This window comes from Pseudomonas sp. KK4 (assembly GCF_001984065.1).
Classification (GTDB): Bacteria; Pseudomonadota; Gammaproteobacteria; order Pseudomonadales; family Pseudomonadaceae; genus Aquipseudomonas.
Window position 1 is genome coordinate 21,580 of record NZ_LYVP01000018.1, and the last position, 26,020, is coordinate 47,599.

General features: G+C 61.2%; 23 protein-coding genes. 14 read left to right on the top strand and 9 right to left on the bottom strand.

Going from position 1 to position 26,020, the window contains the following annotated elements; genetic code table 11:
• Positions 1-88 precede the first annotated feature (88 nt).
• Positions 89-574 (bottom strand): YajQ family cyclic di-GMP-binding protein, encoded by a 486-nt coding sequence (locus tag B0W55_RS09250; RefSeq protein ID WP_077045697.1) that lies wholly within the window; start codon positions 572-574, stop codon positions 89-91.
• A gap of 140 nt (positions 575-714) precedes the next feature.
• Here B0W55_RS09250 and B0W55_RS09255 point away from each other — a divergent pair, with 140 nt between their 5' ends.
• From B0W55_RS09255 to B0W55_RS09265, 3 genes are read left to right on the top strand one after another with little or no spacing between them, the layout of a single operon-like run.
• Positions 715-1,632 (top strand): putative 2-dehydropantoate 2-reductase, encoded by a 918-nt coding sequence (locus B0W55_RS09255; RefSeq protein ID WP_077045698.1) that lies wholly within the window; start codon positions 715-717, stop codon positions 1,630-1,632.
• Positions 1,633-1,677: 45 nt separating this feature from the next.
• Positions 1,678-3,714: a HAMP domain-containing sensor histidine kinase gene (locus tag B0W55_RS09260; protein WP_077045699.1), complete on the top strand. Its 2,037-nt coding sequence runs from the start codon at positions 1,678-1,680 to the stop codon at positions 3,712-3,714.
• 3 nt (positions 3,715-3,717) lie between these two features.
• The gene (locus B0W55_RS09265; protein WP_077045700.1) at positions 3,718-4,299 is read left to right on the top strand and encodes a cob(I)yrinic acid a,c-diamide adenosyltransferase; all 582 of its coding nucleotides are present in this window, start codon (positions 3,718-3,720) and stop codon (positions 4,297-4,299) included.
• 120 nt (positions 4,300-4,419) lie between these two features.
• Here B0W55_RS09265 and B0W55_RS09270 read toward each other — a convergent pair whose 3' ends face one another.
• From B0W55_RS09270 to secA, 4 genes are all read right to left on the bottom strand, one after another.
• Positions 4,420-5,364, bottom strand: coding sequence for a Nudix family hydrolase (locus B0W55_RS09270; RefSeq protein ID WP_077045701.1), 945 nt, complete (start codon positions 5,362-5,364; stop codon positions 4,420-4,422).
• Positions 5,361-5,993: a glutathione S-transferase family protein gene (locus B0W55_RS09275; RefSeq protein WP_077045702.1), complete on the bottom strand. Its 633-nt coding sequence runs from the start codon at positions 5,991-5,993 to the stop codon at positions 5,361-5,363. The genes B0W55_RS09270 and B0W55_RS09275 overlap by 4 nt, the downstream gene beginning before the upstream one ends.
• A 167-nt stretch (positions 5,994-6,160) precedes the next feature.
• The gene (gene argJ / locus B0W55_RS09280) at positions 6,161-7,378 is read right to left on the bottom strand and encodes a bifunctional glutamate N-acetyltransferase/amino-acid acetyltransferase ArgJ (protein ID WP_077045703.1); all 1,218 of its coding nucleotides are present in this window, start codon (positions 7,376-7,378) and stop codon (positions 6,161-6,163) included.
• A 131-nt stretch (positions 7,379-7,509) separates the two neighbouring features.
• Complete coding sequence (gene secA, locus B0W55_RS09285) at positions 7,510-10,245, bottom strand: preprotein translocase subunit SecA (RefSeq protein ID WP_077045704.1); 2,736 nt, start codon at positions 10,243-10,245, stop codon at positions 7,510-7,512.
• A gap of 307 nt (positions 10,246-10,552) precedes the next feature.
• Here secA and B0W55_RS09290 point away from each other — a divergent pair, with 307 nt between their 5' ends.
• Positions 10,553-11,008 carry a DUF721 domain-containing protein gene (locus B0W55_RS09290; protein ID WP_077045705.1) on the top strand — a complete coding sequence of 152 codons (456 nt, stop codon included), beginning with the start codon at positions 10,553-10,555 and terminating at the stop codon, positions 11,006-11,008.
• 120 nt (positions 11,009-11,128) lie between these two features.
• On the opposite strand, the gene B0W55_RS09295 is transcribed toward B0W55_RS09290, so the two are convergent.
• On the bottom strand, positions 11,129-12,610 hold the full coding sequence (locus B0W55_RS09295) for a helicase HerA-like domain-containing protein (RefSeq protein WP_077045743.1): 1,482 nt from the start codon (positions 12,608-12,610) through the stop codon (positions 11,129-11,131).
• Positions 12,611-12,757: 147 nt separating this feature from the next.
• Here B0W55_RS09295 and B0W55_RS09300 point away from each other — a divergent pair, with 147 nt between their 5' ends.
• Genes B0W55_RS09300 through B0W55_RS09310 form a run of 3 tightly spaced genes read left to right on the top strand, consistent with a single transcriptional unit; the run spans position 12,758 to position 15,643 of the window.
• Positions 12,758-13,882: a glycosyltransferase family 1 protein gene (locus B0W55_RS09300; RefSeq protein WP_077045706.1), complete on the top strand. Its 1,125-nt coding sequence runs from the start codon at positions 12,758-12,760 to the stop codon at positions 13,880-13,882.
• A complete protein-coding gene (locus tag B0W55_RS09305) occupies positions 13,875-14,651 on the top strand; it encodes a DUF2334 domain-containing protein (RefSeq protein WP_077045707.1) in 777 nt (258 codons plus the stop codon). The genes B0W55_RS09300 and B0W55_RS09305 overlap by 8 nt, the downstream gene beginning before the upstream one ends.
• Entirely contained in the window at positions 14,648-15,643 is a 996-nt protein-coding gene (locus B0W55_RS09310) for a lysylphosphatidylglycerol synthase transmembrane domain-containing protein (RefSeq protein ID WP_077045708.1), read from the top strand. Before B0W55_RS09305 ends, B0W55_RS09310 begins: the two co-directional genes overlap by 4 nt.
• Positions 15,644-15,648: 5 nt before the next feature.
• On the opposite strand, the gene B0W55_RS30745 is transcribed toward B0W55_RS09310, so the two are convergent.
• Both B0W55_RS30745 and purU read right to left on the bottom strand, forming a co-directional pair.
• Complete coding sequence (locus B0W55_RS30745; protein WP_175645483.1) at positions 15,649-15,819, bottom strand: hypothetical protein; 171 nt, start codon at positions 15,817-15,819, stop codon at positions 15,649-15,651.
• Between the two features lie 100 nt (positions 15,820-15,919).
• Positions 15,920-16,768, bottom strand: coding sequence for a formyltetrahydrofolate deformylase (gene purU / locus B0W55_RS09315; RefSeq protein ID WP_077045709.1), 849 nt, complete (start codon positions 16,766-16,768; stop codon positions 15,920-15,922).
• Positions 16,769-17,108: 340 nt separating this feature from the next.
• Here purU and mvaT point away from each other — a divergent pair, with 340 nt between their 5' ends.
• Positions 17,109-17,486, top strand: coding sequence for a histone-like nucleoid-structuring protein MvaT (gene mvaT, locus B0W55_RS09320; RefSeq protein WP_007986150.1), 378 nt, complete (start codon positions 17,109-17,111; stop codon positions 17,484-17,486).
• Between the two features lie 100 nt (positions 17,487-17,586).
• Here the strand turns inward: mvaT and sbcB are convergent, their stop codons facing one another.
• A complete protein-coding gene (sbcB, locus tag B0W55_RS09325; RefSeq protein ID WP_077045710.1) occupies positions 17,587-19,017 on the bottom strand; it encodes an exodeoxyribonuclease I in 1,431 nt (476 codons plus the stop codon).
• 186 nt (positions 19,018-19,203) lie between these two features.
• On the opposite strand from sbcB, the gene B0W55_RS09330 reads away from it, so the two are divergent.
• The 6 genes from B0W55_RS09330 to B0W55_RS09355 are packed head-to-tail and all read left to right on the top strand — an operon-like array spanning position 19,204 to position 25,929.
• Complete coding sequence (locus B0W55_RS09330) at positions 19,204-19,929, top strand: RDD family protein (RefSeq protein ID WP_077045711.1); 726 nt, start codon at positions 19,204-19,206, stop codon at positions 19,927-19,929.
• Positions 19,926-20,903 carry a stage II sporulation protein M gene (locus B0W55_RS09335; RefSeq protein ID WP_077045712.1) on the top strand — a complete coding sequence of 326 codons (978 nt, stop codon included), beginning with the start codon at positions 19,926-19,928 and terminating at the stop codon, positions 20,901-20,903. Before B0W55_RS09330 ends, B0W55_RS09335 begins: the two co-directional genes overlap by 4 nt.
• The gene (locus B0W55_RS09340; protein ID WP_077045713.1) at positions 20,890-22,434 is read left to right on the top strand and encodes a DUF4129 domain-containing protein; all 1,545 of its coding nucleotides are present in this window, start codon (positions 20,890-20,892) and stop codon (positions 22,432-22,434) included. The genes B0W55_RS09335 and B0W55_RS09340 overlap by 14 nt, the downstream gene beginning before the upstream one ends.
• The gene (locus tag B0W55_RS09345; protein WP_077045714.1) at positions 22,431-23,600 is read left to right on the top strand and encodes a DUF4350 domain-containing protein; all 1,170 of its coding nucleotides are present in this window, start codon (positions 22,431-22,433) and stop codon (positions 23,598-23,600) included. Before B0W55_RS09340 ends, B0W55_RS09345 begins: the two co-directional genes overlap by 4 nt.
• The gene (locus B0W55_RS09350) at positions 23,597-24,601 is read left to right on the top strand and encodes a MoxR family ATPase (protein WP_077045715.1); all 1,005 of its coding nucleotides are present in this window, start codon (positions 23,597-23,599) and stop codon (positions 24,599-24,601) included. The genes B0W55_RS09345 and B0W55_RS09350 overlap by 4 nt, the downstream gene beginning before the upstream one ends.
• On the top strand, positions 24,598-25,929 hold the full coding sequence (locus B0W55_RS09355; RefSeq protein WP_077045716.1) for a DUF58 domain-containing protein: 1,332 nt from the start codon (positions 24,598-24,600) through the stop codon (positions 25,927-25,929). The genes B0W55_RS09350 and B0W55_RS09355 overlap by 4 nt, the downstream gene beginning before the upstream one ends.
• Positions 25,930-26,020: the final 91 nt, after the last annotated feature.

A 26,020-nucleotide genomic window follows, 5' to 3' on the forward strand; every position in this document is an offset into this window, starting at 1 on the left:
AGAAAAGACCGAGCCCGGTCAGGCTCAATCGTTTCCACCGTTACTTGGGGCTCGGACGCCGAAAACGCCGAGAGGTTCCCGCCACAGGTCAGTCGCGGAAGTTGTTGAACTGCAGCGGCATGCCAAATTCCTTGGCGCGCAGTGCGGCGATGGCTTCCTGCAGGTCATCACGCTTCTTGCCGGTTACACGTACCTGCTCGCCCTGGATGGCGGCCTGCACCTTGAGCTTGGCGTCCTTGATGTGCGCCACGATCTTCTTCGCCAGTTCCTTGTCGATGCCTTCTTTAAGCACGGCTTCCTGCTTCATCAGCTTGCCCGAAGCAAAAGCGTCCTTGACCTCAAGGCACTGCACATCGATCTTGCGCTTGACCAGGGCCAGCTTGAGGATCTCGATCATCGCTTCGAGCTGGAAATCCGCTTCGGCGGTCAGGTTGACGGTCAGGTCCTTTTCCTTGAACTCGAAGCTGCCCTTGCCTTTCAGGTCATAGCGACGATCGAGTTCCTTGACGGCGTTCTCGACCGCGTTGGTGACTTCGTGTTTGTCCAGTTCGGATACCACGTCGAACGACGGCATGTAATCTCTCCAATAAAGGGCGCGCTCGATCAAGATGGAGCACGCCTGGCTTGCGGTAAAAATCCGCGCTGATTATAACGGGTCTTTCCCATCATTCACTGCGAGCCGTCCATGCACGCGTCAAACAGAGCAAAAAGCTGATGGCCACCACCTGGCATGTCCTGGGCGCCGGCAGTCTCGGCACGTTGTGGGCCACGCGCCTGGCCCGGGCCGGCGTACCGGTGCGGCTGATTCTGCGTGACGCCGCTCGCTTGAAGGCTTACGAGGCGGCGGGTGGGTTGACGCTGGTCGAACATGGCCAGGCCCGCCAGTACCCGGTGCCTGCCGAAACACCGGACAACCCGGCGCCCATCCAGCGCCTGCTGGTAGCCTGCAAAGCCTACGACGCCGAGCAGGCCGTGGCGCAATTGGCCTCGCGCCTGGCCCCTGGCGCCGAACTGATCCTGTTGCAGAACGGCCTCGGCAGTCAGGACGCCGTCGCAGCAGTGGTTGCACAGGCTCGCTGCATCCATGCCTCCAGCACCGAAGGGGCCTTTCGCGATGGCGACTGGCGCGTGGTGTTCGCCGGCCACGGCTTCACCTGGCTGGGCGATGCCAGTCATCCCGTCGCACCGATCTGGCTGGATGACCTGAAAGATGCCGGCATCCCCCATGAGTGGAGCACCGACATCCTCACCCGCCTGTGGCGCAAACTGGCGCTCAACTGCGCGATCAACCCGCTGACGGTGCTGCATGACTGCCGCAATGGCGGTTTGCAGGAACACCATTGCGAGGTCGCCATTCTGTGCGGCGAATTGACCGAGCTGCTGGAGCGTTGCGGCCAGCCTGCCGCTGCCCAGGACTTGCAACAGGAAGTCGAACGGGTCATCCACGCAACCGCTGCGAATTACTCGTCGATGTACCAGGACGTCAACAACCGGCGCCGGACCGAGATCAGCTATCTGCTCGGCTACGCCTGCAAGGTCGCGACTCGCCATCAACTGAACCTGCCGCATCTCAATCAGCTGCAGCAGCGGCTGATCGTGCGACTGCAAAGCCTTGGATTGCCCAGCGACTGAGCAGCGGCTACGCTGGCCACTTGTTCCTTTGCTGCGATAAACCTGATGCCATTGCGCCAGCGTCTTGAAAACCTTCCGGTCGGCCAGAAACTGCTGGCTGCCCTGTTGGTGCTGTTGACCACCGTGCTGCTCGTCGCCAACCTGACCTTCATCAGCGCCGCCTACTACATTTCCCAGGAAAGCATGGCGCCCCAGGCCTTGCAAACCATCGGTCGGCTGGTGGCCAATCCGAGCCTGATTTCCGAGGCACTGACATCGCCACAGAGCGCCGAGCGCCTGCTCAACGAGCTCAACAGCTATTCCCCGCTGCGCGCCGCTGCCCTGTATGACGGCACGGGCGAGCGCCTGGCGCAGCTGCAACATGGCGATCATCTGAAACTGCCCGAGCACTACCGACACATCGAATCCTGGCAAGCCACCGAGTTTCGCAGCAATCAAGTGGTCACCCTGCCCCGCCCAGGCGCAGCGCCGGGCCATTTGCTGCTGGTGGCCAGCAGTGAATTGCCGATGGCGTTCTACACCGGCACCCTGACCGCCAGCCTTGGCATCCTGATCTTCAGCGTGCTGCTATGGCTGGTAATCGCCCGGCAGATCAAACGCCTGATCACTCGGCCGATCCATCAACTCGAAGAATTGTCGCGACAGGTCACCCGCGAGGAGAACTACGCCCTGCGCGCCTCCCGCGGCAACCACGACGAAATCGGCAGCCTGGCTGAGGCCTTCAACACCATGCTGTCACGCATCGAGGCTCGGGAGCAGCAGCTCAAGCGGGCGCGGGATGACTCCCAGGCTGCCTACGATCAGGCCCAGGGCCTGGCCGAGGAAACCCGCCACACCAACCGCAAACTGGAACTCGAAGTCCAGGTGCGCAGCAAGATCGAGAAGAAACTCACCGGATTCCAGAACTACCTCAACAGCATCATCGACTCCATGCCCTCGGCGCTCATCGCCCTCGACGAACAGCTCTACGTGACGCAATGGAACCAGGAAGCCAGCGCCCTTTCCGGCACCCGCCTGGATGAAGCCCTGAACCAGCCGATCTTTCTCGCCTTCGAGCCGCTCAAGCCGTTCCTGCCGCAACTCAAGCAAACCGTCGAGCAACACACGGTGGCCAAGATCGAGCGCGTGACTTGGGTCAAGGACGACGATGCCCGGCATTACGCCCTGACCTTCTATCCCCTGATGGGCGGTGCCGGGCGCGGTGTGGTCATTCGAATCGACGACATCACCCAGCGCCTGTCCCTGGAAGAAATGATGGTGCAGTCGGAGAAGATGCTCTCCGTCGGGGGCCTGGCGGCAGGCATGGCCCATGAAATCAACAACCCTCTGGGGGCCATCCTGCATAACGTACAGAACATCCGCCGACGCCTGTCTCCCGACCTGCCCAAGAACCTCGAACAGGCGGAGCAGGTCGGTATCGAACTGGCCACCGTCAACAACTACCTCAAGGCCCGGGAAGTGCCGCAATTGCTCGACGGCATCCAACAGGCCGGCGCCCGTGCGGCGAAAATCGTCACCCATATGCTCAGCTTCAGCCGCCGCAGCACTCGGCAAATGGCCCCGTGCGACTTGCCGGCACTGATTGATCAAGCGGTGGAAATCGCCGGTAACGACTTCGACCTGGCGATCGGCTTCGATTTCAAGGGCCAGGCCATCATTCGCCAGTTCGACCCAGCGCTCGGCCCGGTGCCCGGCACCGCCAACGAACTGGAACAGGTGCTGCTCAACCTGCTCAAGAACGCCGCCCAGGCCATTCACCAGCGTGAAGACGATCGCGAGCCCGGCCGAATCATTCTGCGTACCCGCCTCAATCCGCCATGGGCGGAAATCCAGGTGGAGGACAACGGCATCGGCATGAGCGAAAACGTGCGCAAGCGTACCTTCGAGCCGTTTTTCACCACCAAGGAGATCGGCCAGGGCACCGGCCTGGGCCTGTCAGTGTCGTACTTCATCATCACCAACAACCACAAGGGTCAGATGGAAGTGCAATCGACCCTGGGCCAGGGCACCTGCTTCACCTTGCGCCTGCCCCTGGCGGGCACCCCGCTCGTCTCTCAAGAACTCAACCAGCTATCGAGGTAAACCATGGGCTTTCGCCTGTCGAAGATTTACACCCGCACCGGTGACAAAGGCGAAACCGGCCTGGGCGACGGCCGTCGCGTGCCCAAGGATCACCCACGGATCGAAGCGATTGGCGAGGTCGATAGCCTGAACAGTCAGATCGGCGTGCTGCTGGCTGGGCTCACGGCGGAGCGCGTCGTGCATCCGGGGCTTGAGGAAGTGATCGAGGTATTGGCACCCTGCCAGCACCGGTTGTTCGACTTGGGCGGCGAACTGGCGATGCCGGAATACCAGGCATTGAACACTGCAGAAATCGAACGCCTGGAAGCCGCGATCGATGTGTGGAATGAAGAGTTGGGGCCGCTGGAGAACTTCATCTTGCCGGGCGGCTCGGCGTTGATTGCGCAAGCCCACGTCTGCAGAAGCCTGGCACGCAGCGCCGAGCGGCGGTGTCAACATTTGAACGCGCTTGAACCGCTGGCCGGGATTGGGCTGGCATACATCAATCGTTTGTCGGATTTGTTGTTTGTCGTGGCGCGGGTGATTGCACGGCGCCAGGGGGTGGCGGAGATTCTTTGGCAGCCGGCGGTGAAACCCGGGGTTTAGTCGGCGTCTGCGAGGACGCTTTCGCGAGCAAGCTCGCTCCCACATTTTGATGCGTGTACGACGCTGATCAAATGTGGGAGCGGGCTTGCTCGCGAAGGCGGCTCAATCATCGCCGCTAAATCAGGCCTCAGGCCAAAACGCCCGTATCCCCGCCACACCTTGTGCGCCCACCGACCAAGCCTTTTCAAGCTCAGCAGGCCCAACACCACCGAGCAAGAACACCGGTTTGCTGAAACCCTGGATCAAGGTCGAAGCCTGTTCCCAGCCCAGCGGCTCAGCCCCCGGATGGGTCAGGGTGGGCTGTACCGGTGACAAGGTCACGAAATCCACACCCATCTCTTCGGCCAGGGCCAATTCCTCAGCGTTATGGCATGAAGCCGCCAGCCAGCGCGACGCCGGCAATGGTCGACCGGCAGCGGCGTATTTGCGCAACTGAGCCGAGGTGATGTGCCAGCCTGCGGACGGGAAGTCCCCCAGCCACTCGAACGGCCCCTTGATCATCAACTGCGCCTTGCCGGCACACAGCCCGACCGCATCTACCGCCAGATCGCGGTATTTCGGGTCGTAGCCATTCGGCGCACGCAACTGAATCAACTTGATGCCACCGGCGATGGCTTTCTGAATTCCGCGCAGCAGGGCCGGCGTTTCCAGGTCCTGCGGGGTAATCAGGTACTGCCCGGGCAATCGGGCGGCGGCGACGATGGGCCGGTTGGCTTCAGGAAATTCGTAATCCGACAGTTCACGGGGCGTCACCCAGGCCAGCGGCTGGCCCTCAGCGCCATGCGGCTCGCCGCTGAATGCCGAGACTTCCCAGACATCCAGCAACACCTGCTTGTCCGGGTAATCGTGACGAACCTTGATCAACGGACGCCCCGCACTGACCACAATGCCCAGTTCTTCCTGAAGTTCACGGGCCAGTGCGGACTCAACCGACTCGTCGGCCTCGACCTTGCCGCCAGGAAACTCCCACAAACCACCCTGATGCTGGGTGTCAGCACGGCGGGCGATAAGGATTTTTCCACTGCCGTCACGGATAACGGCAGCAGCTACGTGGACTCGTTTCACCGCTCGATTTCCTCCAGTCCGGCCTTTTGCCAAGCCTTGAAGGCCGGCCATTGGTAGATGGTTTCAATATAGGCCTCGTCGACCGCCGGCATCTTTACCTGATAAGTGCGCAGACGTACGGCGATCGGCGCAAAAAATACGTCGGCCAGGGATACACGGCCGAACAGGTACGGGCCGGTTTCAGTGGCAGCGGCGCGGCATTCGGCCCACAGGGCTGACATCCGTTCGATATCCAACTGGACGTCGGCCGGGACCGGCACCAGCGGTGCATCGCGGCTCAGGTCGAACGGCATGTTGCCGCGCATGCCGAAGAAGCCACTGTGCATTTGCGCACAGGCCGAACGCGCCTGGGCGCGGGCCGCGACATCCTTGGGCCACAGGCCGGCGTCGGGGAACTGCTCGGCCAGGTACTCGGCAATCGCCAGGGAGTCGGCGATGATGCCGTGTTCGGTCTTCAGCAGCGGGACTTTTCCGGTCGGCGAATGCTTGAGCAGCCGTTCGCGAGTGTCCGGCTGGTTGAGCTTGATCAGTTCTTCGGTGTAGGAAGCACCGGTCAGGTCGAGGGCCAGAGCGCCGCGCAGGGACCAGGAGGAAAACCGTTTGTCGCCGATGATCAGGTGCAGGCTCATGTTTTATTGCCTTTTCGTCAGGGGAACAAGCCAAAAAATCCAGCGTCTGGTGCTCCGTCTTCGCGAGCAAGCCCGCTCCCCCCCCTTGATCGAGTTCTTCCAGAAGAAGTGCGATCGAATGTGGGAGCGGGCTTGCTCGCGAAGGGAGCGACCCGGCCTCAAGTCAATCAAGTACGGTATTCGGCGTTGATCTTCACGTACTCGTGCGACAGGTCGGTGGTCCAGATGGTTTCGCTGCAGTCGCCGCGACCCAGCTCGATTCGGATAGTGATTTCTTCCTGTTGCATCACCGCCGCGCCCTGGGCTTCGGTGTAGGTCGCGGCGCGGGCGCCACGGCTGGCGATGCACACGTCACCGAGGAACACGTCGATCTTGCTGACGTCCAGGTTGGGCACGCCGGCACGGCCGACAGCGGCCAGGATGCGGCCCCAGTTTGGATCGGACGCGAACAGTGCGGTCTTGATCAGCGGCGAGTGGGCTACGGTGTAGCCGACGTCCAGGCATTCCTGGTGATTGCCGCCGCCATTGACTTCAACAGTCACGAACTTGGTCGCGCCTTCACCGTCACGAACGATGGCCTGGGCCACGTCCATGCACACTTCGAACACCGCTTGCTTGAGCTTGGCGAACAGTTCGCCTTCGGCGCGGGTGATTTCCGGCAAGGCCGCCTGACCGGTGGCGATCAGCATGCAGCAGTCGTTGGTCGAAGTATCGCCGTCGATGGTGATGCGGTTGAACGACTTGTTGGCGCCGTCCAGCAACAGGTTTTGCAGCACCTCGCGGGAGACTTTGGCGTCGGTGGCGATGTAGCCGAGCATGGTGGCCATGTTCGGACGAATCATGCCCGCACCCTTGCTGATCCCGGTGACGGTGATGGTCACGCCATCATGCTGGAACTGACGGCTCGCGCCTTTTGGCAGGGTGTCAGTGGTCATGATGCCGGTGGCGGCAGCTTCCCAGTTGTTCACCGACAGGTCGTCGAGGGCGGCTTGCAACGCGCCTTCGATTTTCTCGACCGGCAGCGGTTCACCGATCACACCGGTGGAGTACGGCAGCACCAGGCTGGCATCGACGCCGGTCAGTTCAGCCAGTTTGGCGCAGGTGCGCTCGGCCGCGGCCAGGCCTGGCTCGCCGGTACCGGCGTTGGCATTGCCGGTGTTGGTCAGCAGGTAACGTACCGGGCCTTGTACGCGCTGTTTGGCCAGGATCACGGGAGCGGCGCAAAAGGCGTTCAGGGTGAACACGCCTGCGACGGTCGAGCCTTCGGCACAGCGCATGACCACCACATCCTTGCGCCCCGGGCGCTTGATACCGGCCGAGGCGATACCGAGTTCAAAACCGGCAACCGGGTGCAACGTTGGCAAAGGACCAAGACCAACAGCCATGAATGAGCTCCTTACAATGATGTCAGCACCGCTACGCTCTTTTTTTCAAGAAGGCGGTGGTTTGAATGGCAAAACGCCGCGACGGCATGAGCCGGTCGCGGCGCGGGTATTTCAGCGTATGAAACGGGCTTTTATTGGATCTGCCCGTGGCAATGCTTGAATTTCTTGCCCGAACCGCAGTAGCACAGTTCGTTGCGGCCCAGCTTCTGCTCGTTGCGAACCGGGGCGGTAGCGAGGGCCACATCGACCTCTTCACCCAGCGCTTCAGGCTGCTCCAGACCAGGGGCTTCTTCGTGCAGGAACTGCATGCGCGCCGCCAGTGCTTCGGCCTCCTGACGCAGACGCGCCTCTTCTTCGGCCGGATCTTCGCGACGGACCTGAACGTGCGACAGCACACGGATCGAGTCGCGCTTGATCGAATCCAGCAGCTCGGAGAACAGCGTGAACGACTCGCGCTTGTATTCCTGCTTCGGGTTCTTCTGGGCATAGCCACGCAAGTGAATGCCGTGACGCAGGTGGTCCATGGTCGACAAGTGGTCTTTCCACAGGTCGTCCAGCACGCGCAGCACGATCTGCTTCTCGAAGGTGCGCAGCGCTTCGGCGCCCGCTTGATCTTCTTTCTCGTTGTACGCGGCCACCAGTTCCTGCATCAGCTTCTCGCGCAGGGTCTCTTCGTACAGGTGATCGTCTTCGTCGAGCCACTGCTGGATCGGCAGGGCCACACCGAAATCGCTCTGCAGGGCTGCTTCCAGACCCGCCACGTCCCACTGCTCAGGCAGCGATTGCGGTGGAATGTGGGCGCTGACCGTGGCGTTGAGTACATCCTGACGGAAATCGGCGATGGTTTCACCGATGTTGTCGGCGGCCAGCAACGTGTTACGCATGTGATAGATCACTTTACGCTGTTCGTTGTTGACGTCGTCGAACTCGAGCAATTGCTTGCGAATGTCGAAGTTGCGGCCTTCAACCTTGCGCTGAGCCTTTTCGATGGCGTTGGTCACCATGCGGTGCTCGATCGCTTCGCCAGGCTGCATGCCCAGGGCTTTCATGAAGTTCTTCACCCGGTCAGAGGCGAAGATGCGCATCAGGCTGTCTTCCAGCGACAGGTAGAAACGGCTGGAACCGGCGTCACCCTGGCGACCGGCACGACCACGCAACTGGTTGTCGATACGGCGCGATTCGTGACGTTCGGAGGCGATCACCTGCAAACCGCCCGATTCGAGCACTTGCTGGTGACGCTTCTGCCAGTCGGCCTTGATCTGTGCGATCTGCTCCGGCGTCGGGTTCTCCAGGGAAGCCACTTCCACTTCCCAGTTGCCGCCCAACAGGATGTCGGTACCACGACCGGCCATGTTGGTAGCGATGGTCAGCGCACCTGGGCGGCCAGCCTGGGCGATGATCTCGGCTTCCTTCTCGTGGAACTTGGCGTTGAGAACCTTGTGCTCGATACCTTCCTTATTGAGCAGGTCGGACATGCGCTCGGACGTTTCGATGGTCGCCGTACCCACCAGCACCGGACGGCCGGCGGCCATGCTTTCCTTGATGTCATTGACGATGGCCGCGTATTTCTCGTCGGCGGTCAGGAACACCAGGTCGTTGTAGTCCTTACGGGCCAGCGGCTTGTTGGTCGGGATGACGATGACCTGCAAACCGTAGATCTGATGGAATTCGAACGCTTCGGTGTCGGCCGTACCGGTCATGCCGGACAGTTTGTTGTACAGACGGAAGTAGTTCTGGAAGGTGGTCGATGCCAGGGTCTGGCTCTCGGCCTGGATGTTCAGGTTTTCCTTGGCTTCGATGGCCTGGTGCAGGCCTTCGGACAAACGACGGCCCGGCATGGTACGGCCGGTGTGTTCGTCGACCAGGACCACCTGACCGTCCTGCACGATGTACTCGACGTTGCGATGGAACAGCTTGTGCGCGCGCAGGCCGGCGTAGACGTGAGTCAGCAGGGCCAGGTTGTGGGCCGAATAGAGGCTCTCGCCCTCAGCCAGCAGACCCAGGCGGGTGAGCGATTCTTCGACGAACTGGTGGCCGGCTTCGTTGAGTTCGACCTGGCGGGTCTTCTCGTCAACGGTGTAGTGACCGGCCTTGGTGACTTGGCCTTCGACTTCCTCGACGTGCAATTCCAGCTGCGGGATCAGTTTGTTGATCTCGATGTACAGCTTGGAGCTGTCCTCGGCCTGACCGGAAATGATCAGCGGGGTACGGGCTTCGTCGATGAGGATGGAGTCGACTTCGTCGATCACGGCAAAATTGAGTTCGCGCTGGAATTTTTCTTCCATGCTGAACGCCATGTTGTCGCGCAGGTAATCGAAACCGAATTCGTTGTTGGTGCCGTAGGTGATGTCAGCGGCGTAAGCCAGGCGCTTCTCTTCCGGCGGCTGGAACGGCGTGACCACGCCGACCGTCAGGCCGAGGAATTCGTAGAGTGGACGCATCCAGTTGGCATCGCGACGGGCCAGGTAGTCGTTCACGGTTACAACGTGCACGCCCTTGCCGGACAGCGCGTTGAGGTAAACGCCCAGTGTTGCCACCAGGGTCTTGCCTTCACCGGTACGCATTTCGGCGATCTTGCCTTCATGCAAGGTCATGCCACCGATCAACTGGACGTCGAAGTGACGCATACCCATGACGCGCTTGCCGGCTTCGCGGGCGACCGCAAAGGCTTCTGGCAACAGCTTGTCGAGGGTTTCCCCTTTGGCGAATCGGGCCTTGAACTCTTCGGTCTTGGCACGCAATTGATCGTCCGAAAGGGCCACCATTTGCTCTTCGAAGGCATTGACGAGTTGCACCGTCTTGAGCATGCGTTTGACTTCACGCTCGTTCTTGCTTCCAAAAAGTTTCTTTAACAAAGGCGCAAACATATCGGCAGGATCTTCCACACTAAAGGGATGGAGGGCGGCCCCGTGAGTCGCCCGTGCAGCCCTCATGGCCGCATGCGAACGAGCATTCTACCCGGAAACGGTGGTGAGGAAAGTGGCGTTATTCCACGATGCTGGCACAGCGCTTTGACGGGGCTCACTTAAAATAGGGGCAAATGGCTGAACTTCAAGTCAGACAGCGCTGAAGTTATCCGTTGATTTAATGGGTAAAGCGCGCGCAAAGCAATGGGTCGGGCGCATCCGGTGCTTTCTGCTACCATGGCGGCTCTGTTACTTCAGGTGTCTGATCATGGCATTTCGCCCTCTTACGGCCAGAGCACCCGCCGTCCTGCTTCGCGAAGCCAAGCCGCTCAAGGCCATACTCGGCCACGCCCAGCGCCTGGGCCATCTGCAACGTTTATTGGAAAGCCAACTGCAACCCGCGGCCCGCGAACACTGCCATGTGGCGTCGTGGCGCGAAGGCAGTCTGTTGTTGATTGTCACCGATGGCCATTGGGCGACCCGCCTGCGTTACCAGCAAAAACGCCTGCAACGGCAATTACAGATGTTCGACGAATTCACCAGCCTGACGCGAATCCTGTTCAAGGTTCAGCCGCCTACCATTCAGCACGGGGCAACCGGGCATACCATGGACTTGTCCAACGACGCCGCAGCGACCATTCAGGCCACCGCCGATGGCATCAGCGATCCCAACCTGCGGGCGGCGCTGGAGCGATTGGCGGCGCATGCAAGGCCCAAGACCTGACCCAAAACCCAATGTGGGAACGGGCTTGCTCGCGAATGCGGTGTATCAGACAACATCCATGTCGCCTGACCCGACGCATTCGCAAGCAAGCCCGCTCCCACCTTTGATTGCGTTCGTTCACTATCGGCGTTTACTGCCGCCAAGCAACGACCCCATCAGCCCCCGTACCAACTGCCGCGCCAATTGATTGGCCCCCTGGCGCATCGCCGATTTCAGCGCCTGCCCCGCCGCGGTGCCGAGGAGCTCCCCGGCCTGTTCGGTGAAGCTCGGCTCCTGAGGCGCGGGCTTGCCGGTTTCGGCTTGCGGCGCCAGCCCCTTGCGTCCCGTCAGCACTTCATAGGCCGATTCGCGATCAACCGGTTTGTCATATCGCCCCTTGAACGGTGAGCCGGCGATCAGCACCGTGCGCTCGGTTTCGCTCAGCGGCCCGATTCGCGATTGCGGCGGCGCCACCAAGACCCGTTGGACGATTTCCGGCGTGCCCTTGTCCTGCAGCGTGCCGACCAGGGCTTCACCGATGCCCAGTTCCGTCAACACCGACAAGGCATCGAACGCAGGATTGGGCCGAAAGCCGTCCGCCACGGCTCGCAGGGATTTCTGTTCCTTGGCGGTGAAAGCGCGCAGGCCGTGCTGAATGCGCAGGCCGAGTTGGGCCAATACATCATCGGGCAGGTCACCCGGCGACTGGGTGACGAAATACACCCCCACGCCTTTGGAACGAATCAGGCGCACCACCTGCTCCAGACGATCCTGCAAGGCCTTGGGCGTGCCAGTGAACAACAGATGCGCCTCGTCGAAAAACAGCGCCAGCAGCGGTTTATCCGCGTCGCCACGTTCCGGCAATTGCTCGAACAGCTCCGCCAGCAGCCACAGCAGGAAGGTCGCGTAGACCTTCGGCGCTTCATGCACCAGGCGACTGGCATCGAGCAAGTGAATGCGCCCTCGTCCGTCAGCCGTCGGTTGCAGGATGTCCTCGAGTTGCAGCGCCGGTTCGCCGAACAGCGCTTGCGCGCCTTGCTGCTCAAGGGTTGCCAGCCGCCGCAACAGCGCCTGGCTGGAACCGGTGGTCATCAGCGCCGCATCATCTCCCAGCACATCCGGGTGGTCCTTGAGGTGATTGAGCAGCGCCTTAAGATCCTTCAGATCCAGCAGCAACAGGCCTTCGCGGTCCGCCACCTTGAATGCGGCATACAGCGCCGACTGTTGGCTGTCGGTCAGTTCCAGCAGGCTGCCCAGCAGCAACGGCCCCATTTCACTCAAGGTGGTGCGCAAGGGATGACCGGACTGACCGTGGATGTCCCACAGCGTCACCGGATACGCCGCTGGCTTATGGTTTAGCCAGGGCATCCCGGCGATCCGTTCAGCGACTTTGCCCTGAGGGGCGCCGGCGGCACCCAACCCGCACAGATCACCTTTGATATCGGCGGCGAACACCGCCACACCGGCGTCGCTGAACGCTTCGGCCAGCCGTTGCAGGGTGACCGTCTTGCCGGTGCCGGTGGCACCGGCGATCAAACCGTGACGGTTGGCCAGGCGCATGGCCTGGGCGATCGGCTGGCCCGAAGTATCGGCGCCGATAACGAGTTGCGATGAGTCAGGCATTGGGTCACCCATGGTTGATCTCATTAATAAAGCGCGTGATGAACATTAAGACCTTAGCGGAAGGCGTCAACCCGGCAACCGACAAAACCCCGACCGAACATCTATTCTTCATAAGGGTCAACCCAAGGAGAGCAACGGACCGGAGGGATGTTCATCGTGCATATCGCTGACATAACCATGTTCTACGCCCCTGCCAGCGGTGGCGTGCGTACCTATCTGGATGCCAAGCATCATCGCCTGCATACGCGGTCTGGTACTCGCCACAGCTTGCTGATCCCCGGGGCCGACTTCAGTGAACAGGATGGCATCTACACCGTACCGGCGCCCGCCCTGCCCTTCGGCAAGGGCTATCGATTCCCCCTGCGCCTGGCGCCCTGGCGCAACGTACTGCACGATTTGCAACCCGACCTGATCGAGGTCGGCGACCCCTATCTCACCGCCTGGGCGGCGCTGGACGCGCGTCGGCAACTGGACGTGCCGGTGATCGGCTTTTATCACTCGGACCTGCCGCTACTGGTCAGCAACCGCGTGGGCAGCAACTGGTTCACCCCCAATGTCGAGGCCTACGTCAGGAAGCTCTACGGCAATTTCGACCGAGTGCTGGCACCCAGCAGGATCATGGCGGAGAAATTGACCGGTCTGGGGGTCAGGAATGTGTTCGTGCAACCCTTGGGCGTCGATCTGCAAATGTTCCATCCCGATGCCCGCGATCCCGGCCTGCGGGCCGAACTGGGCCTGGATCAAAGCACCCATCTGCTGATTTTTGCCGGGCGCGGCTCCAAGGAGAAAAATCTGCCAGTGCTGCTCGATTGCATGAAGCGTCTGGGGCCAAGCTATCACCTGTTGCTTGTCGGATCGTCGATGCCGACCTCGGTGCCCGACAACGTCACCGTGGTCGATGACTTTTGCCCGGCGCCGCAAGTTGCGCGGCTGATGGCCAGTGCCGACGCCCTGCTGCATGCCGGCGACCAGGAAACCTTCGGTCTGGTGATTCTCGAAGCCATGGCCTGCGGTATTCCGGTGGTAGCGGTGGCCGCCGGCGCGTTCAAGGAAATCATCAACGATCAGTGCGGCGTGCTTTGCACCCCGAACAATCCGTCGGCCATGGCCAGCGCCGTGCGTGAATTGTTGGCCCGGGGCAGTGCCGTCATTGGTCAACAGGCTCGCCACCACGTCGAACAGCATTACGCCTGGGACAGCGTGGTCAACAGCCTGATCGGGCACTATCACGCCGTACTCGGCAGCCAATGGCCGCGGGTGGCCAATGGTTGAGTCCATCCATTCCCCCAGCCTGCTGCTGGTGCTGCACGATGTCGCACCGCAGACCTGGGACGATTACCGGCCCTTTGTCGAGGCCGTCGACGCCCTCGGCGCCGTGCCGATGACCTGGCTGGTGGTGCCGGACTTCCACCGGCACAACGACCTGCGAGCCCATCCGCAATTTCGCCGCCTGCTCGCAGAACGCCTCGACCGGGGCGACGAACTGGCATTGCATGGTTACTTTCACTGCGATGACGGCCCAATCGCAAGCAATCCCAAGGACTGGTTCATGCGGCGCATCTACACCCACGAGGGTGAGTTTTACAATCTGTCACAAGAAGCGGCCCTGGCCAGGCTGCACGCGGGAATGGAAATGTTTCATCGGTATCAATGGCCACTGAAGGGCTTCGTCGCCCCGGCCTGGCTGATGAGCGCAGGCACTCGCCAGGCGCTGCGCCAATTGCCGTTGACCTACACCAGCGACGCGCAACATCTGTATCGCCTGCCGGATTTCACCTCGGTGGATGCCCCCGGGCTGGTCTGGAGTGCCCGCAGTGCCTGGCGCCGGGGTTTGTCAAAACTGCTCAGCGATCGTCTCGAACACCGCTGGCACCAGGCCCCGGTCATCCGTTTGGGCCTGCATCCGGTGGACATGCGCCATGAATTTTCACGAACGTACTGGCTCGACACCCTGCAGCGCCTGCTCGACGAAGGCCGGATGCCGTTGACCAAGGCGTGCTGGCTGGCACGGCAAGACGAACCGGTGGAGCGCGCCGCATGAGTCGAGCGATCCTGCTGCTGATCGGGCTGCTCGCCGCCATTGTCATTCCCTGGCTGCTGGGCGGCAGCGAAACCTGGTCGCGGCTGAACAGTTTCCCCTTGAGTGGGCTGCTGGTGATGTTCGGCATGATCCTGCTCTGCTGGGGGGTGAACACCCTGCGCCTGCGACTGTTGCTGGGGGACCAGCGCGACAGGGTCAGCCCGGTCAAAAGCCTGGGCGTGGTGATGGCCGCCGAATTCGCTTACTGCGCCACCCCCGGTGGCAGCGGCGGCCCCTTGACCATCATGGCGCTGCTTGCGCGCAACGGCGTTCGCCCGGCCCGGGGCAGTGCTGTGTTCGCCATGGATCAGTTGAGCGATTTGCTGTTTTTCCTCTGCGCGCTGGGTGCGATTCTGATCTATGCGCTGTTCCAGCACCTCAGCCAGCGCATGGAGTGGCTGTTGATGGTCAGTGCGATTTCGATGTTCGGTGGCCTGATCTGTTGTGTACTGGTGGCCCGTTACCATCGCTTGCTGATACGCCTGAGCGGTCGATTGCTCCTTCGCCTCAATGTCCAGTCCACGACGCGCCTGCGCTGGGCGCGAAAACTGCTGCATTTTCTCGCAGCCTTTACTGACACCCTCAAGTTACCGTTCCAGACATTGATCACGGTGTTTGCCTTGACGTGCGTGCACTGGATCTTGCGTTACAGCGTGCTCTACCTGGCGTTGCGAGGGTTGGGGGCGGATCTGCAGTGGGCATGGTGCTTTCTGATCCAGGTGCTTTCTTTGAGTGCAGGACAATTGAGCCTGCTGCCCGGCGGCGCGGGAGCGGCAGAACTGACATCGGCAGCGCTGTTGGCGCCCATGGTGGGCAAATCCACGGCGGCCGCGGCGATTCTGATCTGGCGGGCGGTGACTTATTACTTCTATTTGCTGGTGGGTGGGCCGCTGTTTTTGCTGATGCTGGGACGGCCGTTGCTCAAGAAGTTGATGAAAGTTAAACAAGCCTGAACGATTTACTCTTGCTCGTCGCCGGACTCTTGCTGCAATTTCTCCCACAGTTCGGCGGCACCCGGAAACTCCGTACCGTCCTCGGGGCCCATGTCATCGGGGTCATAGCGGCTCAAACAACCTTCGCCCAAGGTATCGGGGGCTTTGGAAGTGGCTTTGTCCAGTGGATCGGCCATGTTCATATCCTCTATTGCGAAACGGCTACGCAGAAACGGCGAAGGGCCTGCAGCGATTGAACGCCCAGGCCCTTCGAATTTCAACCGTGTCGTGAGGCAATCAGAACACTACGGTCTTGTTGCCGTGCACCAGAACCCGGTCTTCCAGGTGATAGCGCAGGCCGCGGGCCAGCACCATTTTTTCCACGTCACGGCCGAAACGCACCATGTCTTCGATGCTGTCGCTGTGGCTGACGCGCACCACGTCCTGCTCGATGATCGGGCCGGCGTCCAGCTCTTCGGTCACGTAGTGGCAGGTCGCACCGATCAGCTTCACACCGCGCATCGACGCCTGATGGTACGGCTTGGCACCGACGAAGGACGGCAGGAAGCTGTGGTGAATGTTGATGACCTTGTGCGCGTATTCGCTGCACAGCTCAGGTGGCAGAATCTGCATGTAACGAGCCAGTACCACGACCTCGGCATCATGGTGTTTAACCAGGCGCGAGACTTCGGCGAAGGCCGGTTCCTTGTCCTGCGGGTTGACCGGAACGTGGTAGTAGGGAATGCCGTGCCATTCAACCATGCTGCGCAGGTCGTCGTGGTTGGAAATCACGCAGGCGATTTCACAGTCCAGTTCATCGCTGTGCCAGCGATGCAGCAAGTCGGCCAGGCAGTGGGACTCGCGGCTGGCCATCAGCACCACGCGTTTTTTCTGCGCGGTATCGGTGATGCGCCAGTCCATCGAAAACTCTTCGGCAATCGGCGCAAAAGCTTCACGCAGGACCTCGATACCGAACGGCAGCGAATCGGCCCGGATTTCGTGACGCATGAAGAACCAGCCACTGAGATTGTCCGAGTGGTGGCTCGCTTCAGTGATCCAGCCGTTGTGAGACGCCAGAAAGTTACTGACTTTAGCAACGATGCCGACGCGGTCCGGGCAGGAAATCACCAGCCGATAAGTGTGCATGAGGGGGAAACTCCAGAACTTCGCAAAAGCCGCCATTCTAGCGATAACGCAGCAAAACCGCAGTATTGATCACGTATCGTCTTGTCGGCCGGTCAACGACGACGTCGAGGCCAGCACCCCGTCGCCTGCTTCCCGGCAGTGTTGTTTAGCGTCGCGCTACATTCAAATGTGAATATCTGCAGCAACCGCTTCAAACTATTTAACTGCGCATCCAATGCGAGACGAATTCACCGTATTTAAAATAAATAAACTCCGGTTTAATGTTTACTTGATGAAACACCCTGACTATTATTGCCGCACTGTCTCCCTGCCCTTCAGTTTCCTACATAAGGTAGTAATCATGTCCTTGATCAACGAATACCGCGCCACCGAAGAAGCTATCAAAGAGCTGCAAGCCCGTTTGAAGAACCTGTCCCAAGACGACAAACTGCAAACCGAGCTGGAATTCGAAGGCAAACTGCGCACCCTGATGGGCGAATATTCCAAGTCCCTGCGTGACATCATCGCGCTGCTGGATCCGGAATCCAAAACCAAGGCCCCACGTGGCGCCGCAGTAAAAACTACCGGCACCAAACGTGCCCGCAAAGTTAAACAATACAAAAACCCGCACAACGGCGAAGTCATCGAAACCAAAGGTGGCAACCACAAGACTCTGAAAGAGTGGAAAGCCAAGTGGGGCGGTGACGTGGTTGAAGGTTGGGCTACCCTGCTGGGCTAAGCCGCAGTACTTGTTACGGCCGGATACGTGACAAAAGATAACGCCAGCATAACGTTGGCGTTTTTTTATGCCGGCAGTTTTATCCCGGACGCTGTCGATTTCAAAGATTCAAACGTTTGCGTAAGTCGCCCACATATTGCTGCCACTCATCGAGCACCTTTTGCTGAAAAGGTGTCGCTGTAAGCGCCAACTGGGCCGCCGCCTGGGTAAAACTTTCCAGGGTATTGGGCGCCCCCCATTCAAGGCTGGATAAACGCTTCTGACAGAATGTTCGCCAGCGTTCCTGCTCTTCATCACTCAGCGTGTCGGGAAAGTTGCGTGCGCGATATCGAAACAATAATTCAGGCAAACGTTCATCATCGAACGGCCATTGCTGTTGTGCCAATTGCATCGGCTCCACCGTGCGCACTTGTTCGCACAACCGTCGATCGCGGTCGCCAATGAAACCGTCGTACAACTGTTGTTCCGGATCCTGACTCGGGGAAAACTCTTCGCCGGCATAAACCCCTACAACTTTATCTTGCCAAACTTTCTGCGCGTCACTTAGCCGCAGTGCACGTTGCTGATAGAGCGCCATATCCAGGCCAAGGCGCTGCTGGTCCTGGGGGCGAAGAACGTTCAAGGGCGCCACGACCGGGCACTTGTTGATGTGAATGAGCTTGAGCGGCACCGGCAGCTCTCCCTCGGCAAGGTCCTCACGACGGGTATAGAGGCGCTGGCGCAAAGTGTCGGCGTCCAGATCCAGCAGGCCCTGAGGGTCGAGGTGCAAGTCGCAGACGATCAATGCATTTTTGTTGCGCGGGTGCCACGCCAGGGGCAGCACCACGCCGATGTAACTGCGGGCGGCGGAAAAGCGCCCGGACACGTGGACCATCGGCTGCAACAGGCGAATCTGGTCCAGCACCTTCTGTTTACTGCGCAGTTGAAAAAGCCAGTCATACAGCTTGGGCTGCCTTTCCCGCAGCAAACGCGCCAGGGCGATGGTGGCGCGAACGTCCGACAACGCTTCGTGGGCATTGCCGTGATCAATGCCGTTGGCGGCGGTCAGGCGTTCGAGCTTGAGGGTGACTCGCCCCTCGTCGTCCGTCGGCCAGACGATGCCGTCAGGGCGCAAGGCATAGGCGGCGCGTACCACATCGATCAGGTCCCAGCGGCTGTTGCCGCCCTGCCATTCCCGCGCATAGGGATCGAAAAAATTGCGGTACAGGCTGTAGCGGGTCATCTCGTCGTCGAAACGCAAGGTGTTGTAGCCCGCGCCACAAGTGCCGGGGGCCGCCAGTTGCGCATGCACCCGGGTCATGAAATCGGCTTCGCAGAGGCCCTGTTCGGAGAGGTTGCCGGGGGTAATGCCGGTTATCGCGCAGGCCGCGGGGTGCGGGAGGATGTCGTCGGCGGGCAGGCAATAGAGGTTGACCGGTTCGTCGATTTCATTGAGGTCGAAGTCAGTACGCAGCCCCGCCATTTGCAGGGGGCGATCGCAACGGGGATTGATGCCCGTCGTTTCATAGTCGTACCAGAAGATGGAGGTCACAGGCGTTTCCTGAACTGATGATCGGCGAAGTCTAGGCGTTCGAGTCCCGCCCCGGCCAGCAATCTTGTTATTCAATCATTGCCGATTAATCACTGTGCAATACATCGTTATGTCGATTTCTGCGACAAGGCTGCTAGCATCGGGGGGACGAGACAATCCCGATCAGGCCACATCATCAGGTTGCCCATGCTCGAGACCGCAGCACTGCAACGGAAAGCGACGCTGTCCCCGCCACTGGATACGCGGTACCAGGTCGAAACGCCGGAGGGCATCGATCTGCCGCTGCGGCCGGCCGGGCTGATGGTTCGCGCGCTGGCATTCTCCATCGACCTGGCGCTGCGTGGCCTCATCCTGGGCGTGCTGTTCATCGTGCTGGCAATGCTCGGCAAACTGGGCATGGGCCTGGGTTCGCTGCTGATCTTTGCCGTGAGCTGGTGGTACATGGTGCTGTTCGAAGTCCTCAATCAGGGCCGCTCACCGGGCAAGCAATGGATGGGACTGCGGGTGGTGCAGGACGACGGTACCCCCATCGGCTGGTCCGCGTCGTTGCTGCGCAACCTGTTGCGTTTTGTCGACCTGCTGCCCTTCGGCTACTTCCTCGGTGCCATCAGCTGCCTGCAACACCCAGGCTTCAAACGCCTCGGCGACATTGCCGCCGGGACCCTGGTGATCTACCGCGAGCAACCACTCACCCGGCCGCAACTTCCTCCCGCCCCACCGCGACGCCCTGCTTTGCCCCTGACCTTGACTGAACAGCGCGCCATCCTGGGCTTCGCCGAACGCCAGGCTGAACTTTCATCTGCCAGGGTCAGTGAACTGGCTGCCATCCTGGCCCCACCGTTACAGGTGCCCGCGCCACAGGCCGTGGCCGAACTCAATGGCATCGCCCGCGGCCTGTTGGGTCCGACATGAAGCAAAGTCTTTTCGAGCATCGGCACATGGCCGAGTGGGAGCAATTTTCCCTGTTACTGCAAAAGCTGGAGCGCAACGACAACGCCACGGGTGTGGACAGTTTTCCCGGCGATTATCGGCGCATCTGCCAGCACCTGGCCCTGGCTCGGGAACGCGGCTATAGCAGCTTCCTCATCGACTCGTTGCAGCAACAGGTGCTGCGAGGCCATCAACAGTTGTATCGCCATCGCAGTCGACTGGGCCCCCAGCTGCTGGGGTTCATCCTTGCGGACTTCCCTCGGCTGGTACGCCAGCAGTGGCGTTTCGTGCTGGCCGCCAGCCTGATGTTTTTCGGCAGCCTCATTGGTTTTGCGGTGCTGGTGTACCTGTTCCCCGACCTGGTCTACAACCTGCTGCCGGCCGAGCAGGTCAGCGAAATGCAAGGCATGTACGACCCCGAGGCCGGGCACCTCGGGCGGTCGGCACAGCGAGCGGCGAGTGAAGACTGGGTGATGTTCGGCTACTACATCATGCACAACATCGGGATCGCCTTTCAGACCTTCGCCAGCGGTTTACTGTTTGGCCTGGGCAGTGTGTTTTTCCTGCTCTTCAACGGTTTGATCATCGGCGCGGTGGCCGGGCATCTGACGCAGATCGGCTACGGGCAGACCTTCTGGTCTTTCGTGATCGGCCACGGTGCTTTCGAATTGACCGCCATTGCCCTGTCCGGTGCGGCCGGCCTGCAACTGGGCTGGGCGCTGATCGCGCCCGGGCGCCAGCCCCGAGCCGAGGCCCTGCGCCTGATGGCACGCAAGAGCGTATTGCTGATCTGCGGGGTCATGCTGTTTCTGTTGATTGCGGCATTTATAGAAGCCTACTGGTCGTCGATGACAACCCTGGCGCCCCTGAGCAAATATCTGGTCGGCGGCTCACTCTGGGTATTGGTCGCGCTGTATCTGCTGTTCGCCGGACGGGACCGCCATGCGCCTGAGTGACGCCAGTGTGGTGATCCGCCCGCGTCCGACCTGGGAAGCCATGGACCTCGGGGTACTGCTGAGCCAGCGACACCGACGGCTGTTGATGACCAGTTGGGCCATGGTGACATTGCCGGTTTTTGCTCTACTGACCTGGCTGCTGTGGGAATCGCCCTCCCTCGCCGTGTTCATCTTCTGGTGGTTGAAACCGGCTTTCGAACGCCTGCCGCTGTACATCCTGTCCAAGGCCATGTTCGGTGAAACGCCGACCCTCAAACAGGCCCTTCATCAATGGCCGCGACTGCTCAAGCCCCAACTGCTGGCCAGCCTGACCTGGCGCCGGCTGAGCCTGAGTCGCAGCTTCCTGCTACCGGTGGTGCTACTGGAAGGCTTGAGTGGCGACGCACGCCAGCAGCGGTTGCAGGTGTTGTTGCAGCGCGATGCCAGCGCAGCGCGATGGCTGACCTTGATTGGCGTGCACCTGGAAACCGCACTGTGGATCGGCCTGACGGTGCTGCTCTATCTGCTGTTGCCGCAAGGCGTGGCCATCGACTGGAGCTGGCAATCGTTGATCAGCGCCGCGACCCAGGACTGGCGCTGGCTGGAACACCTGACCAACGCTTTTTACGCCCTGGTGCTGGTGGTCTGGGAGCCGATATACGTCGCCTGTGGCTTCAGCCTCTATCTGAACCGGCGCACCGTGCTGGAAGCCTGGGACATCGAACTGGTGTTCCGCCACCTGCGCCAGCGTTTGAGCAGTAGCGTCGTCGCATTGCTATTGGCGGTGATATGCCTCATCCCCGCCGGGCAACAGGCCTGGGCCGCCGAACCGGTCCCGTCACCCGACAGTCCCCGCCTGCTGGAACAGCCGCTGACCAGCGAGGCATCCAGGGCCAGCATCAAGGCAATCCTCGATCAGCCACCGTTCAAGAATCGGGAAACGGTCACCCGTTATCGGTTTGGCAACGATAAAGACTCCCCGGCAGCCCCCAACGACGGCCAGATACCTTCGTGGCTCAAGGCGCTGTTCGAGCTGCTGGGCAGCCAGCGCTTCGGCGCAATAGCCTCCCTGATCGAGACCTTGCTGTGGGGCGCACTGGCCGTCGGCCTCGGTCTGTTGATCTGGCGCTATCGCGACGGGTTGCAGGCCTATGCCAGTCGTCGCCCGCCCCCCGAAAAAAGAGCCGGGGGATCGATCCCGCAACAGGCATTCGGCCTGGACCTGGACCGCGAAACGCTGCCGACCGACATCGCCGCCAGCGCGCAAAGCCTCTGGCAAACCCAACCCCGGCAAGCCCTCGGCCTGCTCTATCGCGCCCTGCTCAGTCACTTGCTGCACGATTTCAACATCGTGCTCAAAGCCGCCGACACCGAAGGTCAGGTCCTTGAACGCGTCGCGCAACTGCAACAGCCGCAATTGCTGGCCTTCAGTCGAGACCTGACCCGACACTGGCAGAACATGGCCTACGGGCACCGCTTGCCGCCAGCCGATTCGCAACAGCAACTGTGTGACGGCTGGCGTGCCCTGTTCGGACCCGGAGCCAGGCATTGAGCCGGCGCCCCTGGCCACTGATGTTCGGCGTGTTGATCGCCGTGCTGCTGAGTGCGCTGGGACTGTATCTGTACCTGAAGGCAACGCCCTATGCGGCTGAAATCGATCATGGTCCGTCGCCCGAAGCCAAGGCCAATCCTTACCTGGCCGCCGAGCACTTCCTGCAAAAGCGCGGGCTGAGCGTCAGCCACGCCAACAGCCTTGATGTCCTGCCAAACCTGGAACCCCGGCAGAACAGCCTCTTGTTGTTTGGCGACCGCTCCAACATGACGCCCCGGCAGATCGATCAATTGATGAACTGGACCCGGGCCGGAGGTCGGCTGTTGTTCGTCGCCCAATCGCTGTGGAACGAAAAGACCGGGCAGAGCAACGACCTGCTGCTCGATCGGGTTCAGGTGCATCAGTCCTTGAGCAAGGACCTCAAGGACCCACCGCCGGAGGGTGAACCAGACGACCCCTATCCGAACCTGACCAAACTGTATCTGGAGAACGAAGACGCCCCGGCCTACGCCAGCTTCGACACCGCATTCCACCTCGAAGACCCGAAAAACCTGGCCCAGGCGTGGGCCAACAGCGCCAAGGCCACCCACATGATGCAACTGAGCCACGGGCTCGGCTCGATCATCGTAGTGACCGATGCCGACCTGTGGACCGCCCCGGCCATCAGCGAATACGACAACGCCTGGCTGCTCTGGTACCTGACCGCGGACACCCAGGTGACCCTGATGTACGACACCGAGCACGACAGCCTGTGGGCTTTGTTGCTGCGGTACTTCCCCCAGGCGCTGGTCAGCCTGATTGCCCTGGTCGGCCTGGCCTTGTGGCATGTCGGGGTGCGTCATGGTCCCTTGCTGGAGCCAGCCCCCAAAGCCCGCCGACAATTGTTGGAACACCTGCGCGCCAGCGCCGACTTCATGCTGCGCCGCAACGGCCAGCACAGCCTGTTGCACGCATTGCAGCAAGATATCCTGCGCCGGGTTCGCCATCGTCATCCCGGCTATGACCAGCTCGCCGTCGCCGAACAATGGCTGGTACTTGCCCGTCTGACCCATCAGCCTACCCGTGCCATCAGCCAGGCCATGAGCCCACGTCCGAAACAGCGACTGTCCAGCGCCGAATTCAGTCGCCTGGTCGCCCATTTGCAAACCTTGAGGAACGCCCTATGACGAGTGACCCGATCGAGCCCGATACCGCCACTCACGCCGCTGTGCAGCGCCAACGCGCCAGCCAGTTGGCCCTGGCGATACGCGGCGAACTGCAAAAGGCCGTGATTGGCCAGGACGGTGTCATCGATGACGTACTGAGCGCATTGATCGCCGGTGGCCATGTGTTGCTCGAAGGCGTGCCCGGACTGGGCAAGACTCTGCTGGTGCGAGCCTTGGCCCGTTGTTTCGGTGGCGAATTCGCGCGCATCCAGTTCACCCCGGACCTGATGCCCAGCGACGTCACCGGGCACGCGGTGTACGACCTGCAGACCGAGCAGTTCAAACTGCGCAAGGGCCCGCTGTTCACCCACCTGCTGCTGGCCGACGAGATCAACCGCGCCCCGGCGAAAACCCAGGCGGCATTGCTCGAAGCCATGCAGGAGCGGCAAGTCACCCTCGAAGGCCGCGCCCTGGCGATCGCGCAACCCTTCATGGTGCTCGCCACGCAAAACCCGATCGAACAGGAAGGCACTTACCCGCTGCCGGAGGCCGAACTGGATCGCTTCATGCTCAAGGTGCGCATGGATTACCCGGACGCCGAACAAGAGTTGAACATGGTGCGCCAGGTCAGTCGTTCGACCCGCGCCGACATGCTCGACGTACAGCCGCTGCGCACGGTGTTGCAGGCCAAGGACGTGCTGGCCCTGCAACGTATCGCCAGTGATCTGCCGCTGGATGATCAGGTACTCGATTACGCCGTGCGTCTTGCCCGCGCCACCCGCAGTTGGCCAGGCCTGACCCTGGGCGCCGGGCCCCGAGCTTCGATTGCGCTGGTGCGATGCGCCAGGGCGCGGGCCTTGTTGCGCGGTGGCGAGTTCGTGATTCCGGACGACATCAAAAGCTGCGCCATGGCGGTATTGCGCCACCGGGTGCGAATCGCACCGGAACTGGACATCGAAGGATTGGATGTGGACCACGTGCTGCGCCAATTGCTCGATCAAGTGCCGGCGCCGCGCCTGTGAAACCAAGCCGCCTGCTGTTGCTCTGGCTGGCGCTGCTGCTGGCCATCGGTATTGTGCTGGGCACCTTGCAGGCGCTGGGCTTTGTGCTGCCTTCCTATCTGTCGCGGATCAACTGGGGGCTGCTGCTGGCACTGCTGGCCTTGGCATTGCTCGACGCAATCCGCCTCAAGCGCCTGCCTTCCCCGCGCGTGCTACGCCAATTGCCCGGGAGCCTGGCGTTGGGTCGCTGGAGTGAGGTGCGACTGGAGATCGAGCATGACTTTTTGCAACCATTGGAACTGCAACTCTTCGATCATGTACCCGATGGCCTCAGCTTCGACGCCCTACCGATGACCGTTCATTTGCAGCCAGGCCAGCGGAGCCTGATCGCCTACCGTGTGCGGCCCGTCAAGCGCGGTCATTTCAGTTTCGAGCACTGCGAAATCAACCTGCCCGGCCCGCTGGGCCTGTGGTCCGACAAACGATTGCTCGAGGTCGCCCACCACACCCGGGTCTATCCCGATTTCGCCCGGCTCTACGGCGGCCAGTTACGGGCTGTGGATAACTGGCTCAGCCAGCTCGGCGTCCGCCAGCGTCAACGCCGAGGCCAGGGGCTGGAGTTTCATCAACTGCGTGAATTTCGCGAAGGTGACAGCCTGCGCCAGATGGACTGGAAAGCCACCGCTCGCCAGCGCACGCCCATCGCCCGGGAATACCAGGATGAACGGGACCAGCAGATCCTCTTCATGATCGACTGCGGACGCCGCATGCGCAGCCAGGACGGTGAACTGGCGCACTTCGATCACGCACTGAACGCCTGTCTGCTGCTGAGCTACGTCGCGCTGCGCCAGGGCGATGCCGTGGGCCTGTGCACCTTTGCCAGCGATCAGCCGCGCTACCTGGCACCGGTCAAAGGCAGCGGGCAGCTCAATGTCCTGCTCAACACCGTCTATGACCTCAACAGCAGCCAGCGCAGCGCCGACTATCAAGCGGCAATCACCGAATTGCTCGCCCGCCAGAAACGCCGGGCGCTGGTGGTACTGATGACCAACCTGCGGGACGAGGATGACGAAGAGTTGCTCACGGCGGTAAAACGCTTGAGCAGGCGGCATCGGGTGCTGGTGGCCAGCCTGCGCGAAGAAGTGCTCGATACGCTGCGACAGACACCGGTGCAGACCTTGCCCGAAGCGCTGGCCTACTGCGGCACGGTGGATTATCTGAATGCACGGGCCGAACTTCACGAGCGCTTGAGCGCCCATGGCGTGCCGGTGCTGGATGCGCGGCCAGGGGAATTGGGGACGCAACTGGTGACGCAATATCTGAGTTGGAAGCGCAGTGGCAGTGTTTGATCAGCCTGCAGCTTTTTCAGCGCCTGCAAGGACGCCTTCGCGAGCGAGCCCGCTCCCACAGGAGAACGCGATCAACATGTGGGAGCGGGAT